Origin of the sequence: Piscinibacter sp. XHJ-5 (assembly GCF_029855045.1) — a bacterium.
Classification (GTDB): domain Bacteria; phylum Pseudomonadota; class Gammaproteobacteria; order Burkholderiales; family Burkholderiaceae_C; genus Albitalea.
This window is the reverse complement of record NZ_CP123228.1, coordinates 1,291,209-1,308,916: the sequence shown is the minus strand read 5'-3', so window position 1 is coordinate 1,308,916 and position 17,708 is coordinate 1,291,209. Positions and strand designations below refer to the sequence as shown.

The 17,708-nt window shown below is 67.5% G+C and carries 21 protein-coding genes; 9 read left to right on the top strand and 12 right to left on the bottom strand.

The window, feature by feature from the left end; all coding sequences use genetic code 11:
* Positions 1–28 precede the first annotated feature (28 nt).
* The 10 genes from rpoE to P7V53_RS06200 form a co-directional block, all read right to left on the bottom strand.
* Positions 29–637 (bottom strand): RNA polymerase sigma factor RpoE, encoded by a 609-nt coding sequence (rpoE, locus tag P7V53_RS06245; protein ID WP_280154616.1) that lies wholly within the window; start codon positions 635–637, stop codon positions 29–31.
* The gene (locus tag P7V53_RS06240) at positions 634–1,122 is read right to left on the bottom strand and encodes a hypothetical protein (protein WP_280154615.1); all 489 of its coding nucleotides are present in this window, start codon (positions 1,120–1,122) and stop codon (positions 634–636) included. The genes rpoE and P7V53_RS06240 overlap by 4 nt, the downstream gene beginning before the upstream one ends.
* A gap of 21 nt (positions 1,123–1,143) precedes the next feature.
* Entirely contained in the window at positions 1,144–2,388 is a 1,245-nt protein-coding gene (gene fabF, locus P7V53_RS06235) for a beta-ketoacyl-ACP synthase II (protein WP_280154614.1), read from the bottom strand.
* Positions 2,389–2,399: 11 nt separating this feature from the next.
* Positions 2,400–2,639 (bottom strand): acyl carrier protein, encoded by a 240-nt coding sequence (gene acpP / locus P7V53_RS06230; protein WP_124543584.1) that lies wholly within the window; start codon positions 2,637–2,639, stop codon positions 2,400–2,402.
* Positions 2,640–2,756: 117 nt separating this feature from the next.
* A complete protein-coding gene (gene fabG, locus P7V53_RS06225) occupies positions 2,757–3,506 on the bottom strand; it encodes a 3-oxoacyl-ACP reductase FabG (protein ID WP_280154613.1) in 750 nt (249 codons plus the stop codon).
* Positions 3,503–4,441 (bottom strand): ACP S-malonyltransferase, encoded by a 939-nt coding sequence (fabD, locus tag P7V53_RS06220; RefSeq protein WP_280154611.1) that lies wholly within the window; start codon positions 4,439–4,441, stop codon positions 3,503–3,505. Before fabD ends, fabG begins: the two co-directional genes overlap by 4 nt.
* A 40-nt stretch (positions 4,442–4,481) precedes the next feature.
* Positions 4,482–5,462, bottom strand: coding sequence for a beta-ketoacyl-ACP synthase III (locus tag P7V53_RS06215; protein ID WP_280154610.1), 981 nt, complete (start codon positions 5,460–5,462; stop codon positions 4,482–4,484).
* 5 nt (positions 5,463–5,467) lie between these two features.
* A complete protein-coding gene (gene plsX, locus P7V53_RS06210; RefSeq protein WP_280154609.1) occupies positions 5,468–6,571 on the bottom strand; it encodes a phosphate acyltransferase PlsX in 1,104 nt (367 codons plus the stop codon).
* Positions 6,572–6,696: 125 nt separating this feature from the next.
* A complete protein-coding gene (gene rpmF / locus P7V53_RS06205) occupies positions 6,697–6,879 on the bottom strand; it encodes a 50S ribosomal protein L32 (protein WP_280154608.1) in 183 nt (60 codons plus the stop codon).
* 132 nt (positions 6,880–7,011) lie between these two features.
* A complete protein-coding gene (locus P7V53_RS06200) occupies positions 7,012–7,566 on the bottom strand; it encodes a DUF177 domain-containing protein (protein ID WP_280154607.1) in 555 nt (184 codons plus the stop codon).
* A gap of 64 nt (positions 7,567–7,630) precedes the next feature.
* Between P7V53_RS06200 and P7V53_RS06195 the strand changes: the two genes are divergently transcribed.
* The gene (locus P7V53_RS06195) at positions 7,631–8,224 is read left to right on the top strand and encodes a Maf family nucleotide pyrophosphatase (RefSeq protein WP_280154606.1); all 594 of its coding nucleotides are present in this window, start codon (positions 7,631–7,633) and stop codon (positions 8,222–8,224) included.
* A complete protein-coding gene (locus tag P7V53_RS06190) occupies positions 8,221–8,976 on the top strand; it encodes an SAM-dependent methyltransferase (RefSeq protein WP_280154605.1) in 756 nt (251 codons plus the stop codon). The genes P7V53_RS06195 and P7V53_RS06190 overlap by 4 nt, the downstream gene beginning before the upstream one ends.
* On the opposite strand, the gene P7V53_RS06185 is transcribed toward P7V53_RS06190, so the two are convergent.
* A complete protein-coding gene (locus P7V53_RS06185; RefSeq protein ID WP_280154604.1) occupies positions 8,977–10,458 on the bottom strand; it encodes a DEAD/DEAH box helicase in 1,482 nt (493 codons plus the stop codon).
* 54 nt (positions 10,459–10,512) lie between these two features.
* Positions 10,513–11,604, bottom strand: a complete 1,092-nt coding sequence (locus P7V53_RS06180) for a glycosyltransferase (protein WP_280154603.1) — start codon at positions 11,602–11,604, stop codon at positions 10,513–10,515.
* Between the two features lie 100 nt (positions 11,605–11,704).
* Between P7V53_RS06180 and rfbB the strand changes: the two genes are divergently transcribed.
* The 7 genes from rfbB to gmd all read left to right on the top strand — a co-directional run bounded on the left by rfbB (position 11,705) and on the right by gmd (position 17,696).
* Complete coding sequence (gene rfbB / locus P7V53_RS06175) at positions 11,705–12,772, top strand: dTDP-glucose 4,6-dehydratase (protein WP_280154602.1); 1,068 nt, start codon at positions 11,705–11,707, stop codon at positions 12,770–12,772.
* Positions 12,773–12,783: 11 nt separating this feature from the next.
* Positions 12,784–13,680: a dTDP-4-dehydrorhamnose reductase gene (gene rfbD, locus P7V53_RS06170; RefSeq protein WP_280154601.1), complete on the top strand. Its 897-nt coding sequence runs from the start codon at positions 12,784–12,786 to the stop codon at positions 13,678–13,680.
* Between the two features lie 23 nt (positions 13,681–13,703).
* Entirely contained in the window at positions 13,704–14,591 is an 888-nt protein-coding gene (gene rfbA / locus P7V53_RS06165) for a glucose-1-phosphate thymidylyltransferase RfbA (protein WP_280154600.1), read from the top strand.
* Positions 14,591–15,142 carry a dTDP-4-dehydrorhamnose 3,5-epimerase gene (gene rfbC / locus P7V53_RS06160; protein WP_280154599.1) on the top strand — a complete coding sequence of 184 codons (552 nt, stop codon included), beginning with the start codon at positions 14,591–14,593 and terminating at the stop codon, positions 15,140–15,142. Before rfbA ends, rfbC begins: the two co-directional genes overlap by 1 nt.
* Positions 15,143–15,230: 88 nt before the next feature.
* Entirely contained in the window at positions 15,231–15,605 is a 375-nt protein-coding gene (locus tag P7V53_RS06155; protein WP_280154598.1) for a MarR family EPS-associated transcriptional regulator, read from the top strand.
* Positions 15,606–15,615: 10 nt separating this feature from the next.
* Complete coding sequence (locus P7V53_RS06150; protein WP_280154597.1) at positions 15,616–16,557, top strand: GDP-L-fucose synthase; 942 nt, start codon at positions 15,616–15,618, stop codon at positions 16,555–16,557.
* 17 nt (positions 16,558–16,574) lie between these two features.
* A complete protein-coding gene (gmd, locus tag P7V53_RS06145) occupies positions 16,575–17,696 on the top strand; it encodes a GDP-mannose 4,6-dehydratase (RefSeq protein WP_280154596.1) in 1,122 nt (373 codons plus the stop codon).
* The last annotated feature ends 12 nt before the right edge of the window (positions 17,697–17,708 follow it).

Below are 17,708 nucleotides of genomic sequence, written 5' to 3'. Positions count from 1 at the left end.
TCCCAAACGCCTCGTCTCTCAGCGCCGTTCACCAGCGCTCACCTTCTCGCGTGTCCAGTAACGGCCGCAAGCGCTGCGCGATGGCTTCCCGGGCTCGGAAGATGCGTGAGCGCACGGTTCCGATCGGGCAGTTCATCAGCTCCGCGATTTCTTCATAGCTCAGCCCTTCGATCTCGCGCAGCGTGATGGCTTGCCGCAAATCGTCGGACAAGGCTTCGATGGCGGAGTTGACGGTCGCCGCGATCTCCTTGCTTGCCAGCACCGCGTCCGGCGTTTCGCCGTCGCTTAGTTCATTTTCGGTACGGGAAGTTTCGTCGTCCTCGTCGCGCGCCGTCCGTGCCGATTCGGTGATCAGCGGATCGCGCTTGAGTTCCACCAACGTCTTCTTCGCAGTGTTGACGGCGATGCGATAGAGCCAGGTGTAGAAGGCGCTCTCCCCCCTGAATTGAGGGATGGCGCGGTACGCACGTATGAAGGTCTCCTGCGCGATGTCGGGGATCAGATCGACGTCACGAACCATCCGGCCGATCAGCCGCTCGATGCGGCGTTGATATTTCACGACCAGCATCTCGAACGCCTTCGTGTCGCCACGCTTGACGCGCTCGATCAGAGGTGCATCGGCGTCAGGGGCGTTCATTCTTGTGATTCCGTGCTGATCGCCGAGTTCTGCCCGGCGACAGGGCCGGAGGCGGGCCGCGCGCAATATACCGCACAGCGCAACGCGTGCCAGTGCGCCTCCAGACCCCGGCGCTGCACCGGCAGCCACGTGGTCCGGCGTTGATCCGACTCGAATTTCAGCAGCATCCAGGCCCCCAGATCGAGGGCAATTGCGAGATTTCCAGAGGTTGGCTCCTCGCCCGGCGCCCCGGCAGGGCCGAAGTGCCAGCGTTGCGTGTCCCACCGCAGGCTCGTCGGCGTGCAGCGCAGCAGGCTCGCGCCGACGCCGATCGCTGCGAGCGAGACTAGCGCAAGGGGCAAGGCCACCATGGTGGTCGGCACCTCGTCCACCGCGAGCCACCAGGCGGCGAGCGACGACAGCGCCAGCAACGTCGATGCCGCGACAGCCGCTCGCCAGACGCCGAAGCGCACGATGGAGACTTGGAACGCCGGTGACGCACGCATCGGCGCAGCGGCAGGCGGACGTCAGGCGCGCTTGAAGACCAGCGTGCCGTTGGTGCCGCCGAAGCCGAAGTTGTTCTTCACGGCGTAGTCGATCTTCATCTCCCGCGCATTGTTGGCGCAGTAGTCCAGATCGCACTCCGGATCCTGGTTGAAGATATTGATCGTCGGCGGCGAGATCTGGTGGTGCACCGCCAGCACGGTGAACACCGATTCGATGCCGCCCGCTCCGCCGAGCAAATGACCGGTCATCGACTTGGTGGAATTGACCACCATCTTCTTGGCATGATCCCCGAAGGCGAGCTTGATCGCATTGGATTCGTTCACGTCACCCAGCGGCGTGGACGTTCCGTGGGCATTGAGGTACTGCACCTGGTCGGCGTTGATGCCGGCGTTGCGCAGCGCGGCCTTCATCGAGCGCTTGGGGCCATCGACGTTGGGCGCCGTCATGTGGAAGGCATCGGCACCCATGCCGAAGCCGGCGAGCTCCGCGTAGATCTTGGCGCCGCGCCGCTTGGCGTGCTCGTACTCCTCGAGCACCAGCGCGCCGGCGCCTTCGCCGAGCACGAAGCCGTCGCGGTCCTTGTCCCAGGGCCGCGATGCGGTGGCGGGATCGTCGTTGCGCGTCGACAGCGCACGCGCGGCGGCGAAGCCGCCAATGCCCAGCGGCGAGACGGTCGACTCGGCGCCGCCGGCGATCATCACGTCGGCATCGCCGTATTCGATGAGTCGCCCCGCTTCGCCGATGGAATGCAGGCCGGTCGTGCATGCGGTGACGATCGCCAGGTTGGGTCCCTGGAAGCCATACTTGATCGACACATGGCCCGAGATCATGTTGATGATCGATGCCGGCACGAAGAACGGCGACACGCGGCGTGGGCCACGCGCCTGCAGTTCGGCATGCGTGTCTTCGATCAGCGGCAGGCCACCGATGCCGGAGCCGACCAGCACGCCGATGCGCTCGGCCTGCGCTTCAGTCAGCGCGTCGTTGGTGGGAAGGCCAGAGTCGCGAACCGCCTGGATCGAAGCCGCCATCCCGTAGTGGATGAAGGTATCCATGTGGCGGGCTTCCTTCGCCGGGAAGTAGTCCTCGACGTTGAAGCCCTTCACCTCGCCCGCGAACCTGCAGGCGAAGTTCGACGCGTCGAACTTGGTGATGGTGGCGATGCCGGGCTTGCCGGCAAGCAGGTTGGCCCAGCCTTCTGCCACCGTGTTGCCCACGGGGCTGATCAGCCCGAGTCCGGTGACGACGACGCGACGGCGAGACATGCGAATTCCGCTCAAGCCTTCTGGTGTTTGACCGCGTAATCAATCGCCAGCTGCACGGTGGTGATCTTCTCGGCCTCTTCGTCCGGGATCTCGATGCCGAACTCGTCCTCGAGTGCCATCACCAGTTCCACCGTATCGAGCGAGTCCGCGCCCAGGTCGGCCACGAAAGCCTTTTCGTTGGTCACGTCGGACTCGGGCACGCCAAGCTGTTCGGCAATGATTTTCTTGACGCGGGATTCGATATCGCTCATGACTCCTCCAGGAGTGTTTACAGAAACAGCCCGGGATTCTAAGGGTTGCGGGGTGTCGCCTCTAGGACGCTCCGCAAGCCCATCCGGCCGGGCAGGTCCGGGTGAATGGCAGCTTCTTCAGCACATGAACATGCCGCCATTGACATGCATCTCGGTACCGGTGATGTACCCCGCTTGGGGCGATGCGAGGAAGGCCACCGCATGGGCGATGTCGTCTGCCTGGCCGAGCCGGCCGAGCGGAATCTGTGCCTTCAGCGCGGCCGTCTGCGCCTCCGAGAGCGCCTTGGTCATGTCGGTCTCGATGAATCCAGGCGCCACGCAATTGACGGTGATGCCCCGGCTGCCGAGCTCGCGCGCCAGCGAGCGGGTCATGCCAGCGACGCCTGCCTTCGCGGCAGCGTAGTTGGCCTGGCCCGGGTTGCCGCTTGATCCCACCACCGAGGTGATGTTGACGATGCGCCCGTAGCGCTGCTTCATCATCGGCTTGATCGCCGCGCGGCTCACGCGAAACACCGCCTTGAGGTTGGTGTCGATCACCGCGTCCCAGTCGTCGTCCTTCATGCGCATCGACAGCGTGTCGCGCGTGATGCCGGCATTGTTCACGACAACGTGCAGCGCACCGTGCTGCTTGACGATTGCATCGATGGCGGCCTCGACGCCCGCCGCATCATTGACGTTCAGCGCAATGCCGCGGCATCCGGCGTGGACCGCCAAGCCCTCGCTGATGGCTTGCGCCCCCCCGTCGCTGGTGGCCGTGCCGATGACTTTCAAGCCACGCTCGGCGAGCTCGATAGCGATGGCTCGGCCGATTCCGCGCGACGCGCCGGTGACCAGTGCCACCTGCCCGCTGAATTGCTGATCGCTCATGCCAGCAGCCCTTTCGCTTCGGCGAGCGTCGCCGGATCGAACACCGTCGCGGCCACTGCGTCGGCATCAATGCGCTTGACCATGCCGGCGAGCACCTTGCCCGGGCCGCACTCGAGGATGTGCACGACGCCCAGCGCGCGGATGGCCTGCACCACCTCGACCCACCGTACCGGACCGAACGCCTGCCGGTACAGCGCGTCGCGGATCGCTTGCGGGTCCATCTCGGCCTTCACGTCCACGTTGTTGATGACGGAGATGCGCGGCGACGCGAACGCCGTCGCGGCCAGCTTGTCCTTCAGCCGCTCGGCAGCAGGCCTCATGAGGCTCGAATGAAATGGCGCCGAGACCGGTAGCGGCAGGGCGCGCTTGGCGCCCTTGGCCTTCAGCGCCTCGCAGGCCTTCTCGACCCCGGCCTTGGAGCCCGCGATGACGGTCTGCTTCGGGTCGTTGAAGTTGACGGCCTCGACGACCTCGCCGCTGGCAGCGGCCACTTCGGCGCAACCCTCGCGCACCGCTTGCGCCTCCATGCCCAGGACAGCGGCCATCGCCCCGACGCCGACCGGCACGGCCTCCTGCATGGCTTGGGCGCGAAAGCGCACCAGCGGCAGCGCATCGGCCAGGCCCAGCGAGCCGGCGGCCACGAGCGCGCTGTACTCGCCGAGCGAGTGCCCCGCCACCACAGTGGGTTCCATGCCCGTCTCCGCGCGCCAGGCTCGAAAGCAGGCGATGCCCGCGGTGAGCATCACCGGCTGCGTGTTGGACGTCAGGTCGAGCTGGTCCTTCGGGCCTTCGCGAATCAGGCGGGCGATGTCCTCGCCGAGCGCATCCGACGCCTCCTGAAGCGTGTCGCGCACCGCCGGGTGGCCGCCCCAGCCATCGAGCATGCCGACGGACTGGGATCCCTGTCCCGGAAAAACGAATGCGAACGAAGCCATCGCTTGTCCCCTCTGCAAGTTCTTGTCGACGCCGGTGCGCTCAGAAGTCGAGCAGCACGGCGCCCCAGGTGAAACCGCCGCCCACGCCTTCGAGCATCACCGTGTCGCCGGCCTTGACCTTGCCGTCACGCACCGCCGCGTCGAGCGCCAGCGGAATCGAGGCGGCGGACGTGTTGCCGTGCTCGTCGACAGTGACGATCAGCTTGTCCATCGGCAGCTTCAGCTTGCGCGTGGTGCTCTGCATGATGCGGATGTTGGCCTGATGCGGAATCAGCCAGTCGATGTCGGCTTCGGTGCGCCCGGCCTTGGCGAGCACGGCCCGCGCGGCTTCTTCGAGCACGCCCACAGCGAGCTTGAACACCGCCTGGCCGTCCATCTTGAGCAGCGGATCGCCGAGCACCAGGCCGCCCGACAAGTTGCCGGGGACGCAGAGGATGTCGACGTGCCGGCCGTCGGCATGCAGGTCGCTGGCCAGGATGCCGGGCACCTCGCTCGCCTCGAGCACGACGGCGCCGGCACCGTCGCCGAACAGTACGCAGGTCGTGCGGTCCTTGAAGTCGAGGATGCGCGAGAACACCTCCGCGCCGATGACGAGCGCCCTGCGTGCCGCGCCGGTACGGATCATCGAATCGGCCACGGTGAGGGCATACACGAAGCCCGAGCACACCGCCTGGACGTCGAAGGCCGGGCAGCCGTGGATGCCGAGCTTCTGCTGCACCAGGCAAGCCGCGGACGGGAAGACCATGTCGGGTGTGGACGTCGCGACGATGATCAGGTCGATCTGCGCGGGCCTCAGCCCGGCAGCGTCCAGCGCGCGCCTGGCGGCTTCGACTCCCAGATCGCTCGACCCGACGTCGGGGTCGGCGAAGTGACGCGCCCGGATGCCGGTGCGCTCGACGATCCACTGGTCGGAGGTTTCGATGCCATCGGCCGCGAGGCGTGCGGCGAGGTCGTCGTTGGTGAGGCGCTTGGGGGGCAGGTAGCTGCCGGTGCCGGTGATGCGCGAATGGCGTACGGACATGGAATTCAGGCGGTGGGTGCCGCGGCGGGCAGCGTGGGCTGTTCAGGGCTCGCAGGAACCGGGGCCGGCATTGCTGCCAGCGTCTCGAGGATGCGATCGTGCACGCGGGCCAGCAATCCGTGGCGCGCGGCATCATAAGCCCGATTGAGGGCCTGCTCGAAAGCGAAAGCGTCGGACGAGCCGTGCGCCTTGAACACCAGGCCGCGCAAGCCCAGCAACGCGCCGCCGCTGTAGCGGCGATGGTCCAGGCGCTGCGCCAGGCGATTGAGCACCGGCTTGGCAACGGCTCCGGCAAGCATGGTGAGCGCGTTGCGCTTGAATTCCTCCTTCAGGAAGCTCGCGATCAGCGACGCGAGACCTTCGGAGGTCTTCAAGGCGACGTTGCCGACGAAGCCGTCGCAGACGACGATGTCGACGGTTCCCTTGAAGATGTCGTTGCCTTCGATGTTCCCGAGGAAGTTCATGTGGCCGGCAGCGCCGACGGCGCGCAAGAGCTCACCGGCCTTCTTGATCGCGTCGTTCCCCTTGATCTCTTCCTCGCCGATGTTGAGCAGGCCGACGGTGGGGTTCTCCTTGCCGTCGACGGCCGACACGAGCGCACTGCCCATGACAGCGAACTGCAGAAGATGCTCGGCGGTGCAGTCGACGTTGGCGCCCAGATCGAGCACGGTCGTGTAGCCGCCGATCTTGTTGGGCATCACCGCCGCAATGGCGGGACGGTCGATGCCTTCGAGGGTCTTGAGCAGGTAGCGCGACACCGCCATCAGGGCGCCGGTGTTGCCGGCAGAGACGCAGGCCTGCGCGACGGCATTGCCGTCGGCATCGGGCTTGACCTGCCCGATCGCCACGCGCAACGACGAATCCTTCTTGCGGCGCAACGCGACTTCGAGAGGATCGTCCATCTCGACCACCTCGGTCGCCGCCACGGTGGTGCAGCGTGGCCATCCGGCCGCTCCCGCGAGCGCATCGGCACGGCCGACCAGGATGAGTTCGGCCTCGGGATGCGAGGCCAGGAAGTGCTCGCAGGCCGGCAGCGTCACGGAGGGGCCGTGGTCGCCACCCATGCAGTCGACGGCCAGGCGCACCTGGGCGATGGCGTCGGAGCTCATGTCAGCGAAGGCTGTGCATCAATGCGAACGCCCGGCACTGCGAACCGCAGGCCGGGCGACGTGGGATCGTAAACGGACGGCCGCGCACGCGAGAGTCGCGAACGGCTTTCGCGCTGCGACGCAGGTCAGGCGTCTGCTTTGGTCTTCAGGACCTTGCGGCCGCGGTAGAAGCCGGTCGGGCTGATGTGGTGGCGCAGATGGGTCTCGCCAGTCGTCGGCTCGACCGCCGTGCCCGGAACGGACAGGGCGTTGTGGGCGCGGTGCATGCCACGCTTCGAGGGCGACTTCTTGTTCTGTTGAACGGCCATGTGAATCTCCTAGGGGTGCGCCGCAAGGCAAGTTCGGTGCGCTGACCACGCCTGCGCCGAGATGCTGCTTCTGCGGCAACCGGAAAGCCCATGATTCTAGCATGAGAGCGGTTCCCGGGCGCTGGTGCCGAGTCAGTTCGGCGGGCCGTCCCGCTTGAGGGTCGCGAGCGCAGCGAAGGGATTGGGCCGCCCGGCCTCGGACGGCTGGTCGCTGCGCTCCATCGGCAGGGGGTGCGGGCAGAGCTCGTGCCGGGGCACCAGGGGCAGCGCGAGCAGCAGTTCGTCTTCCACGAGTTCGCGCAAGTCGAGGGACCGCGTGAGCGCGAGCACGTCCTCTTCGTGATCGGCATCAAGCTGCGCGGCGGCTTCCTCGCCGGGAACAAAGAGGAAGCTCCGCTCGGCTTCGATGGGCGTGTCGATAGGCGCCAGGCAGCGCTGACAGACAAGCGCGAGGCGGGCGGTCGCCCGCAGGTGCAGCCAGGTCTGCGGCGCCGCTCCGCGCACCGGCACGCTCTCGCCGCGCACATGCCAGTGCACGAGGTCGGACTCCGCGGGCCTGGCGTCGTCGTGCGCGGCTTCGCTCAGCCGTTCGAAGCCCGCCAGCGGCCAATCGCCTTCCAGCTCCGAGGCATCCTTGGCGAAGGCTTCGACGTCGAGGCGGCGCGGGTCCACGGGGCGCGGTTTCATGGCGTCGAGTGTACGGTTGCGCCTGCCCCTGACATCGCGCCAGTGCCAATGGGACAATGCCCCGATGACCGCATCGCACGCGCTGATATTGGCCTCGACCTCGCGCTACCGGCGCGATCTGCTGCAGCGCCTCCATCTGCCGTTCGATGTGCGATCGCCGCAGGTGGACGAAACGCCGCAGCCGGGCGAAACGCCCGACCGGGTCGCCCTTCGGCTGGCAATGGCCAAGGCGGCGGCCGTGGCGACGCAGCACCCGGAGGCGGTGGTGATCGGATCGGACCAGGTGGCCGATCTCGACGGCCAGCCGATCGGCAAGCCCGGCACGCACGAACGCGCCGTGCATCAGCTGCGCTCGATGAGCGGACGATGCGTGGTGTTCCACACCGCCGTCGCCGTCGTGCGCCAGGCGGGCGGCTTCGCCGCCTCGGCGCTGGTGCCCGTGACCGTGCGATTCCGCCGGTTGAGCGAGGCCGAGATCGAGCGCTACCTGCGGCTGGAGCAGCCATACGACTGCGCCGGCAGCGCGAAGTCGGAGGCTCTGGGCGTCGCCTTGCTCGACGCCATCGAATCCGACGATCCGACGGCGCTGGTCGGGCTGCCGCTGATCCGGACCTGCGCGCTCCTGCGCGAGGCCGGCCTCGATCCGCTGGGCAGATGACAGGCCGGCTGTACCTCGTGCCGAACACGCTGGACTTCGGCACCGGTGACGCGCCCGATCTGCAGGAAGTGATGCCGCTGGGCGTCATTCGCATCGCCGCGCGCCTGACGCACTGGGTGGCCGAAAGCGCGAAGACGACGCGTGCCTTCCTGAAGCGCGTCGACGCCGTCGTGCCGCTGGCGCAGCCGCTGCAGGCGATCCAGATCACGGAGTTGCCCCGACCGCAGAAAGGCGCCAAGTCCGCGCCGCTCGCGCCGGTCGACCGACTGCTCGCGCCGGCGCTGCAGGATCACGACGTGGGCCTCATCAGCGAGGCGGGGATGCCGGCCGTGGCCGATCCCGGTGCTGCGCTGGTGCAGGCGGCGCACGGGCAAGGCATTCCAGTGGTCGCGCTGTCCGGACCGAGTTCGCTGCTGCTTGCCCTGGCGGCCAGCGGACTCAACGGGCAGAGCTTCGCCTTCGTCGGCTACCTGCCGGTGGAAGCGGCCGAACGCGCCGTGCGCATCCGGGAGCTGGAGGGGCTGTCGCGGCGCGCTGCACAGACGCAGCTCATCATCGAGACGCCCTATCGCAACGAGGCGCTGTTGGCGGCCCTGCTGGCCGCGCTGCATCCGCAGACCAGGCTCTCGGTGAGCTGCGGACTCACCCTGCCGGCCGGCTGGACGCGCACCGATGCGGTGGCCGGATGGCGCCAGCGCCGCGCGTCGCTGCCGAACGACGTTCCGGCCGTGTTCGCGCTGCTCGCCGCCTGATCAGGCGTCTGTCGGCTCGCTGGTCTTCTTGGCACCGAACAGCGCCGCCACCTTGCGCTTGGGCTTGATGTTGGGCGAGAAGCTGCGCGGCGCCGGCTCCGGCTGCTTCGCTCGCGCCTCCCACGCCGCCTCGCCGGTCGCGGCCGCTTCGTAGGGGCGCTCGAAGAACGGATCCACCGGCACCTTCGGCGGCACGTAGCTGAATCCGCCGGAGGGCCGACTGCGGGCGCGCGGCTCGCGCTCCTCGTCGTCGCGGCGTGCACGCTCGCGGGCGAAGTCCCGGCGCGGACGGTCGTCGTCGAGCTCCAGCGGCTCGATCTCGATCTTGCGCTTGATCAGCTTCTCGATGTCGGCGACGAGCCGGTTGTCCTCGCGCGCCACCAGCGTGATGGCAAGGCCCGAAGCGCCAGCACGTCCCGTGCGGCCGATGCGGTGAACATAGTCTTCCGCATTGAAGGGCACATCGAAATTGAATACCGCGGGAAGGTCGGCGATGTCGAGCCCGCGGGCGGCCACGTCGGTCGCGACCAGCACGTCGACTTCGCCGCGCTTGAAGGCATCGAGCGCCTTGAGGCGCTCGTCCTGGGACTTGTCGCCATGCAGAGCATTGGTGCGCAGGCCGTCGCGCTCGAAGGATCGCGCCAGGCGCGCGCAGCCGAGCTTGGAGTTGACGAAAACGATGGCCTGGCCGAGCGAGCGCTCCTTCAGCAGCTTGTTCACCGCGCTGCGCTTGTCCTCGGCCGCCACGCTGTAGAAGCGCTGCTCGACGGTGGACGCCGTGGCATTGGGCCGCGCCACCTCGACCAGCACGGGATCCTGCAGATAGCTCTCGGCGAGCCGCTTGATCTCGGGTGAGAACGTGGCCGAGAAGAGCAAGGTCTGGCGCTGCTTCGGCAGGTAGCTCAGGATGCGCTGCAGATCGGGCAGGAAGCCGATGTCCAGCATGCGGTCGGCCTCGTCGAGCACGACGTACTCGACCTGGTTCAGCACGGTGTTCTTCGCCTCGATGTGGTCGAGCAGGCGGCCGGGCGTGGCGATGAGCACCTCGACGCCGTTCTTCAGCTCCAGCGTCTGCGGCTTCATGTCGATCCCGCCGAAGACCACGGTCGCCCGCAGCTTGGTGTGCTTGGCGTAAGTCTTGACGCTGTTGGCGACCTGGTCGGCCAGCTCCCGCGTGGGCGCCAGCACCAACGCGCGCACCGGATGCCGGGCGGGCGACATGCTGCTGTTCTCGTGCTGGAGCATCTTCTGCAGCAGCGGCAGAGAGAACGCGGCGGTCTTGCCGGTGCCGGTCTGTGCGGCGCCCATCACGTCGCGGCCGGCCAGGACGATGGGGATCGCCTTGGCCTGGATCGGCGTCATGGTCAGGTAGCCAGAATCGGCAACTGCACGCAGCAGCTTGGAGTCGAGCGGGAGGGTGTCGAAGCGGGCAGCTTCGATGGGCGCGGCAGCGGACGGCGGCGCCTGGGGTATTTCGGTCATCCGGCGATTATCGCCCGGGCTGGAATGCCCCTTGCTTGCGGGCCCCTTCGGCGTTCAGCGGCGGACGATGAGCCAGTCGGGCGCCTTGAAGCGGACGATGCGCGCATACAGGAACATGTAGGTGGCGCCGAACAGGATGACGAACCCGCCCAGCGCCAGCGAGTTGCTCCAGAAAATCATCGCCGGCACCACCGACATCATGCAGAGCAGCCACAGGTATGGCGCGGTCATCGAGTTGCGCTTGGTGAGCACCTTGGCGGTACGGTTGCCGACCGCCCACCGCATCAGGCGTCGATAGATCAGGCTGTGCAGGTGCACGCCGTCCGGCATGCCCATGGGACGGCCGCGCACGAAACGCCGGCGGTACATCGAGAACACCGTCTCGAAGATCGGATAGATGCACATCAGCAGCGGGCACAGCGGCGAGACGTCGGGATTGCGCTGCAGCAGCAGGATGCTCAGCTCGGCGACATAGAAGCCCAGGAAGTACGCGCCCCCGTCGCCCAGGAAGATGAGCCCGGCGGGAAAGTTCCAGACGAAAAATCCCATCACGGCGCCCAGGCCGGCCAGTGCGCACAGCGCGATCACCGGGTCCTGGGTCTGGAAGGCCACGTAGGCGATCGAGCCGAGCATCATCACCACGCACATCGCCGCCAGGCCGTTGAAGCCGTCGATGATGTTCACAGCATTCGCGACGCCGGCGACCGCGAAGATGGTCAGCAGCACCGCGCCGGCCGAAAACGACACCAGCCAGTCGACGCCGGGAATGTCGGTGCGGGTGATCAGCGATCCCATGGCCCAGGCCGCGAGTGCGGCGGAGACGGCGACGAAGAACAGGCGGCGCCGCGGGCTTTGCGACTTCGTGAGGTCTTCGGCCAGGCCGCCGAGAAAAGCCGGCGCTGCGCAGATCAGCAGCATGACACCCGGCAGCATTTCGCGGCCGCGCAGCAGCCACAGCAGCCCCAGCGAGGCCACCAGGCCGATGACGATGCCGACGCCGCCGATGCGCGGAACCGGCGTCGCGTGAAACTTCTGGGGACCCGACATGTCGGCATCGGCCGAAAAATGCGCGTGTGCGCGCGCCGAGCGAATCACGAAAAAGGTGACCACCGCCGAGAGGATGAATCCCAGGAACAGAACGACCATCGGGCAAGTGTATGCCCCGCATGCGGGGCGTCCGAGCGGGGTCGATGACTACAATCCAGGTCGTTCACGAGGTGAACACGCCATCGAGGAGAGCTCGTTCATGTTGTTGATCACCGGCGCCGCGGGCTTCATCGGCGGCAACTTCGTCCACCATTGGTTCGGCCATTCCAGCGAGCCGGTGATCGTGCTGGACAAGCTCACCTACGCAGGCAACCCCCAGACGATCTCGTCGCACCTGCGCAGCGGCCAGGCGACCCTCGTGCAGGCAGACATCTGCGATCGTGAAGCGGTGCGCCAGCTGCTCGCGGCCCACCGGCCTCGCGCGCTGCTCCATTTCGCAGCCGAAAGCCATGTCGATCGATCCATCCACGGGCCCGGCGAATTCGTCCAGACCAACGTCGTCGGCACCTTCAGCCTGCTCGAGGAGGCGCGCGCCTACTGGAGCAGCATGCCAGCGGACGATCGCGCGGCCTTCCGCTTCCTCCATGTCTCCACGGACGAGGTTTACGGTTCTCTCTCGGACACCGACCCGGCCTTCAGCGAGACGACGGCGTATGCGCCCAACAGTCCCTATTCCGCCAGCAAGGCGGGCAGCGACCACCTCGTGCGCGCCTATCACCACACCTACGGGCTGCCCACGCTGACCACCAATTGCAGCAACAACTACGGGCCTTATCACTTTCCCGAGAAGCTGATCCCGCTGATGATCCTCAACGCCCTCGAGGGCAAGCCGCTGCCCGTCTACGGCGACGGCCAGAACATCCGCGACTGGCTGTACGTGCGCGACCACTGCGAAGCCATCCGGCAGGTGCTCGAAAAGGGCCGGCCAGGCGAGACGTACAACGTCGGCGGCAAGAACGAAGTGAAGAACATCGACGTCGTCACCACCATCTGCCGCAAGCTCGACGCACTGCGCCCCCGACCGGCCGGGCGCCACGAAGACCTCATCACGTACGTCGCCGATCGGCCGGGACACGACCGGCGCTATGCCATCGACCCCACGAAGACCGAGCGCGAGATCGGCTGGCAGCCCGCCGAGACGTTCGAGAGCGGCATCGACAAGACTGTTCGGTGGTACCTCGAGAACACGGCATGGGTCGACAGCGTGCGCACCGGCGCGTACCGCGAATGGATGGACACCCACTACGGCGTACGCGCGGCGGCCTGAGGAAGGCCGCGATGAAGATCCTGCTGCTGGGCAAGAACGGACAGGTCGGCTGGGAGCTGCAGCGCTCCCTGGCCCCGCTGGGCGAGGTGATCGCGCTCGACCGCGCCGGCGCGCAAGGTCTGTCGGGGGATCTGTCGCAGCCGCAGGCAGTCGCGCAAACCGCCCTCGCCTTGCGTCCCGACGTGATCGTCAACGCGGCGGCGTATACGGCAGTCGACCGGGCGGAGAGCGACACCGGCCTCGCGCGCACGATCAACGCCGCGTCGCCGGCTGCGCTGGCGCAGGCGGCGGCGACCATGGGATCGTGGCTGGTGCACTACAGCACCGACTACGTCTTCGACGGCTCCGGCGACCAGCCGCGCGACGAGTTGGCGCCCACCGGCCCGCTGAGCGCCTATGGCCGGACCAAGCTCGAGGGCGAGCAGGCCATTGCGGCCAGCGGCGCAAGGCACCTGATCTTTCGCACCAGCTGGGTCTTCGCCGCGCGCGGGGGCAACTTCGCCCGGACGATGCTGCGGCTGGCCGCCGAACGCGATCGACTGCGGGTGATCGACGACCAGGTCGGCGCGCCGACCTCGGCCGAGCTGATCGCCGACGTCACGGCGCACGCGGTGCGCACGGCGATGGCCCGGCCCGCGTTGTCCGGCCTGTACCACCTGGCCGCCGCAGGGCAGACGAGCTGGCACCGCTATGCCTGCCACGTCATCGAATGGGCGCGCGCGCATGGGCAGGCGGTTCGCGTGGCGCTGCAGGACATCGAGCCGATCGCGACGACCGAGTACCCGACGCCGGCGCGCCGGCCGCTCAACTCGCGTCTGGCCACGAACAAGCTGCGCGACGCCTTCGGCGTCCATCTGCCGGCGTGGGAAGCCGGTGTCGAGCGCATGCTGTGCGAAGTTCTCGGCTGAGACCCTCCAACAAAGGACCATCCATGACCCGCGCTCGCAAGGGCATCATCCTCGCCGGCGGCTCCGGCACTCGCCTGCATCCGGCGACGCTGTCGATCAGCAAGCAGCTGCTGCCGGTGTACGACAAGCCGATGGTCTACTACCCGCTCAGCACGCTGATGCTGGCCGGGATCCGCGAGATCCTCGTCATCAGCACACCGCAGGACACCCCGCGCTTCGAAGCGCTGCTGGGCGACGGCAGCCGCTGGGGCATCCGCCTGAGCTACTGCGTGCAGCCGAGCCCCGATGGGCTGGCGCAGGCCTTCGTCCTCGGACGCCGCTTCGTCGATGGAGCGCCCAGCGCGCTCGTCCTCGGCGACAACATCTTCTACGGGCACGACTTCCACGCCCTGCTCGGCAGCGCCGCGGAGCGCACGCAAGGCGCGACGGTCTTTGCCTACCACGTGCAGGACCCCGAGCGCTATGGCGTCGTCGCCTTCGATGCCGGCCGCCGGGCCATCAGCATCGAGGAGAAGCCCAAGGCACCGAAGAGCAACTACGCGGTGACCGGGCTGTACTTCTACGACGACCGCGTGTGCGACATCGCCGCCGACATCAAGCCGTCCGCTCGCGGAGAGCTCGAGATCACCGATGTCAACGCGCGATACCTCGACGAGCAGCGCCTCGATGTCGAGATCATGGGCCGCGGCTATGCCTGGCTCGACACCGGAACGCACGACAGCCTGCTGGAAGCGAGCCAGTTCATCGCGACGCTGGAGAAGCGGCAGGGCCTGAAGGTGGCGTGTCTCGAGGAGATCGCCTTTCGCGCCGGCTGGATCAGTGCCGAGCAGCTCGAGGCGCAGGCCCAGCCGATGCTCAAGAACGGGTACGGGCAGTACCTGCTGAAGGTCCTCAGAGAGAAGGTCTACTGATGAAAGTGATCCGCACCGACCTGCCCGACGTGCTGGTCCTCGAACCCAAGGTCTTCGGCGACGCGCGCGGCTTCTTTCTCGAAAGCTTCAGCCAGCGCGCCTTCGACGCCGCGCTGGGCCGCCAGGTGCGCTTCGTGCAGGACAACCATTCGCGCTCGGCCAGGGGCGTGCTGCGGGGGCTGCACTACCAGCTCGCGCCGCACGCGCAAGGCAAGCTGGTGCGTGTGGCCAGCGGCACCGTCTTCGACGTGGCGGTCGACATGCGGCGGTCCAGCCCGACCTTCGGCCGCTGGGTGGGCACCGAGCTCAGCGCCGACAACCACCGGCAGATGTGGATTCCGCCCGGATTCGCCCACGGCTTCCTGGTCCTGTCGGAGTTCGCCGACTTTCTCTACAAGACCACCGACTACTACGCGCCCGAGTGCGAGGCGGCGGTGCGCTGGAACGACCCGGACATCGGCGTTGCCTGGCCGGCCGTCGCGGGCACGCCGCAGCTGTCCGCCAAGGACGTCCAGGCACCGGCCTGGCGCGACGCACGCACCTTCGACTGAGCTTCGCGCTTTTCGTGCACGCGGCCGGTGCATCACCCGCCGCATGCACTACACTCGCGCGTTCACGCCGTGAACGCACCCCCCCCGCATGACCGACGACCCCACTTCCTCGGCGGCCGACGCCGCCGCGACGCTCGAGGCGCTGCGCCTGCTCGCCGCGCGTCCCGAGCTGTCCCAAAGACAGCTTTCGCAGGAGCTGGGATTGAGCCTGGGCAAGACCCACTACGTGCTGCACGCCCTGCTGGATCGGGGCCTGGTGAAGATCCAGAACTTCCGGCGCAACGACAACAAGATGGCCTACGCCTACCTGCTGACGCCCAAGGGATTGAAGGCGAAGCTGCAGCTGACGCGCGCGTTCCTGGCCCGCAAGGAGGCCGAATTCGAGCTGCTGCGAACGACGATCGCGCAGCTCAAGCAGGAAGTGCAGCGAGACCAACCCGACGGGCCCGGCCCCAGGACCTGAGGAGGCGCCCATGGACAGGAACGCGAAGATTTTCGTCACGGGCCACCGTGGCATGGTCGGCAGCGCCATCGTGCGGCGCCTGCAGGCCGCCGGGTATGACCGCCTCCTGACGCGCGGCCGGGAAGATCTCGACCTGCTCGACCAGCGCGCCGTGCACGCCTTCCTCGCCCACGAAAAGCCCGACTACGTCTTCATCGCGGCCGCCAAGGTCGGCGGCATCCAGGCCAACGACCAGCAGCGCGCCGACTTCCTCTATCAGAACCTGCTGATCGAGGCCAACCTGATCCACGGCGCGCACCTGGCGGGCGTGCAGAGGCTGATGTTCCTCGGGTCCAGCTGCATCTATCCGCGCGACTGCCCGCAGCCGATCAAGGAGGAGTACCTGCTGACCGGGCCGCTGGAGCAGACCAACGAGCCTTATGCGATTGCGAAGATCGCCGGCATCAAGCTGTGCGAAAGCTACAACCGCCAGTACGCGAGGCAGTACGTGAGCGTGATGCCCACCAACCTGTACGGCCCGAACGACAACTACGACCTCCTCAGCAGCCACGTGCTGCCCGCGCTCATCCGCAAGGCCCACGAGGCGAAGCTGCGCGGCGACGCGGAATACGTCGTATGGGGATCCGGCACGCCGCGCCGCGAATTCCTGTACGTGGACGATCTCGCCGACGCCTGCGTGCACCTGATGGAGCGCGGCTACGACGGTCCGCTGGTCAACGTGGGAACCGGGGAGGACGTCACGATCCGCGAGCTGGCCGAGACGGTCATGGACGTCGTCGGGTTCCGCGGGCGCGTGGTCTATGACCGCAGCAAGCCGGACGGCACGCCGCGCAAGCTGCTCGACGTGAGTCGCCTGGCCGCCCTCGGCTGGAAGGCGCGCACGCCCTTGCGCGAAGGCATGCGCCGCGCCTACGAGAGCGCCCCGTTCCATTCCCCTGTCGCCAACCCCTGATGCCGAAGAAGCCGTCGATGCCCCACAAGAAAGTCGCACTCATCACCGGTGTCACCGGCCAGGACGGCGCCTACCTGTCGGAGTTCCTGCTCGCCAAGGGCTACGAGGTGCACGGCGTCAAGCGCCGCTCCTCGCTGTTCAACACCGACCGCATCGATCACCTCTACCAGGACCCGCACGTCGAGAACCAGCGCTTCGTGCTGCATTACGGCGACCTCACCGACTCGACCAACCTGATCCGCATCATCCAGCAGGTCCAGCCCGACGAGATCTACAACCTGGCGGCGATGAGCCACGTGGCCGTCTCCTTCGAGACGCCCGAATACACGGCCAACGCCGACGGCATCGGCACGCTGCGCATCCTCGAAGCGATCCGCATCCTCGGCCTCGAGAAGAAGACGCGCTTCTATCAGGCATCGACGAGCGAGCTGTACGGGTTGGTGCAGGAGGTTCCGCAGAAGGAAACCACGCCGTTCTACCCGCGCAGTCCGTACGCGGTCGCCAAGCTGTACGGGTTCTGGATCACGGTCAACTACCGCGAGGCATACGGGCTGTACGCCTGCAACGGCATCCTGTTCAACCACGAGAGCCCCATCCGTGGCGAGACCTTCGTGACGCGAAAGATCACGCGCGCCGTGGCGCGCATCGCGCTCGGGCTGCAGGACTGCCTGTTCCTGGGCAACCTTTCCGCCAGGCGCGACTGGGGCCATGCGCGCGACTACGTCGAGATGCAATGGCTGATGCTGCAGCAGGAGCAGCCCGAGGACTTCGTCATCGCGACCGGCGTTCAGCACAGCGTGCGCCAGTTCGTCGAGAAGGCGGCGCGCGAGCTCGGCATCGCGCTGGAGTTCAAGGGCCATGGCGTCGACGAGATCGGTGTCGTCGCTGCCGTCGCGGGCGAGCGCAACCGTTGCCGGGTCGGCGATGTCGTCGTGCGCGTCGATCCGCGCTACTTCCGCCCCGCCGAGGTCGAGACCCTGCTCGGCGACCCGTCGAAGGCCAAGCAGAAGCTCGGCTGGGAACCCCGAACCACGCTGGACCAGCTCGTGCGCGAGATGGTCGAGCACGACTACGCATCGGCCCAGCGCGACGACCTCGTGAAGTCGGCCGGCTACGCGGTGTACCCGCCCCACGAATAACGCGCGCTCACG

Coding starts and splice junctions, on each gene's coding strand:
- rpoE (WP_280154616.1), bottom strand. CDS start 637: ATGAACGCCCCTGACGCCGATGCACCTCTGATCGAGCGCGTCAAGCGT.
- P7V53_RS06240 (WP_280154615.1), bottom strand. CDS start 1,122: ATGCGTGCGTCACCGGCGTTCCAAGTCTCCATCGTGCGCTTCGGCGTC.
- fabF (WP_280154614.1), bottom strand. CDS start 2,388: ATGTCTCGCCGTCGCGTCGTCGTCACCGGACTCGGGCTGATCAGCCCC.
- acpP (WP_124543584.1), bottom strand. CDS start 2,639: ATGAGCGATATCGAATCCCGCGTCAAGAAAATCATTGCCGAACAGCTT.
- fabG (WP_280154613.1), bottom strand. CDS start 3,506: ATGAGCGATCAGCAATTCAGCGGGCAGGTGGCACTGGTCACCGGCGCG.
- fabD (WP_280154611.1), bottom strand. CDS start 4,441: ATGGCTTCGTTCGCATTCGTTTTTCCGGGACAGGGATCCCAGTCCGTC.
- P7V53_RS06215 (WP_280154610.1), bottom strand. CDS start 5,462: ATGTCCGTACGCCATTCGCGCATCACCGGCACCGGCAGCTACCTGCCC.
- plsX (WP_280154609.1), bottom strand. CDS start 6,571: ATGAGCTCCGACGCCATCGCCCAGGTGCGCCTGGCCGTCGACTGCATG.
- rpmF (WP_280154608.1), bottom strand. CDS start 6,879: ATGGCCGTTCAACAGAACAAGAAGTCGCCCTCGAAGCGTGGCATGCAC.
- P7V53_RS06200 (WP_280154607.1), bottom strand. CDS start 7,566: ATGAAACCGCGCCCCGTGGACCCGCGCCGCCTCGACGTCGAAGCCTTC.
- P7V53_RS06195 (WP_280154606.1), top strand. CDS start 7,631: ATGACCGCATCGCACGCGCTGATATTGGCCTCGACCTCGCGCTACCGG.
- P7V53_RS06190 (WP_280154605.1), top strand. CDS start 8,221: ATGACAGGCCGGCTGTACCTCGTGCCGAACACGCTGGACTTCGGCACC.
- P7V53_RS06185 (WP_280154604.1), bottom strand. CDS start 10,458: ATGACCGAAATACCCCAGGCGCCGCCGTCCGCTGCCGCGCCCATCGAA.
- P7V53_RS06180 (WP_280154603.1), bottom strand. CDS start 11,604: ATGGTCGTTCTGTTCCTGGGATTCATCCTCTCGGCGGTGGTCACCTTT.
- rfbB (WP_280154602.1), top strand. CDS start 11,705: ATGTTGTTGATCACCGGCGCCGCGGGCTTCATCGGCGGCAACTTCGTC.
- rfbD (WP_280154601.1), top strand. CDS start 12,784: ATGAAGATCCTGCTGCTGGGCAAGAACGGACAGGTCGGCTGGGAGCTG.
- rfbA (WP_280154600.1), top strand. CDS start 13,704: ATGACCCGCGCTCGCAAGGGCATCATCCTCGCCGGCGGCTCCGGCACT.
- rfbC (WP_280154599.1), top strand. CDS start 14,591: ATGAAAGTGATCCGCACCGACCTGCCCGACGTGCTGGTCCTCGAACCC.
- P7V53_RS06155 (WP_280154598.1), top strand. CDS start 15,231: ATGACCGACGACCCCACTTCCTCGGCGGCCGACGCCGCCGCGACGCTC.
- P7V53_RS06150 (WP_280154597.1), top strand. CDS start 15,616: ATGGACAGGAACGCGAAGATTTTCGTCACGGGCCACCGTGGCATGGTC.
- gmd (WP_280154596.1), top strand. CDS start 16,575: ATGCCCCACAAGAAAGTCGCACTCATCACCGGTGTCACCGGCCAGGAC.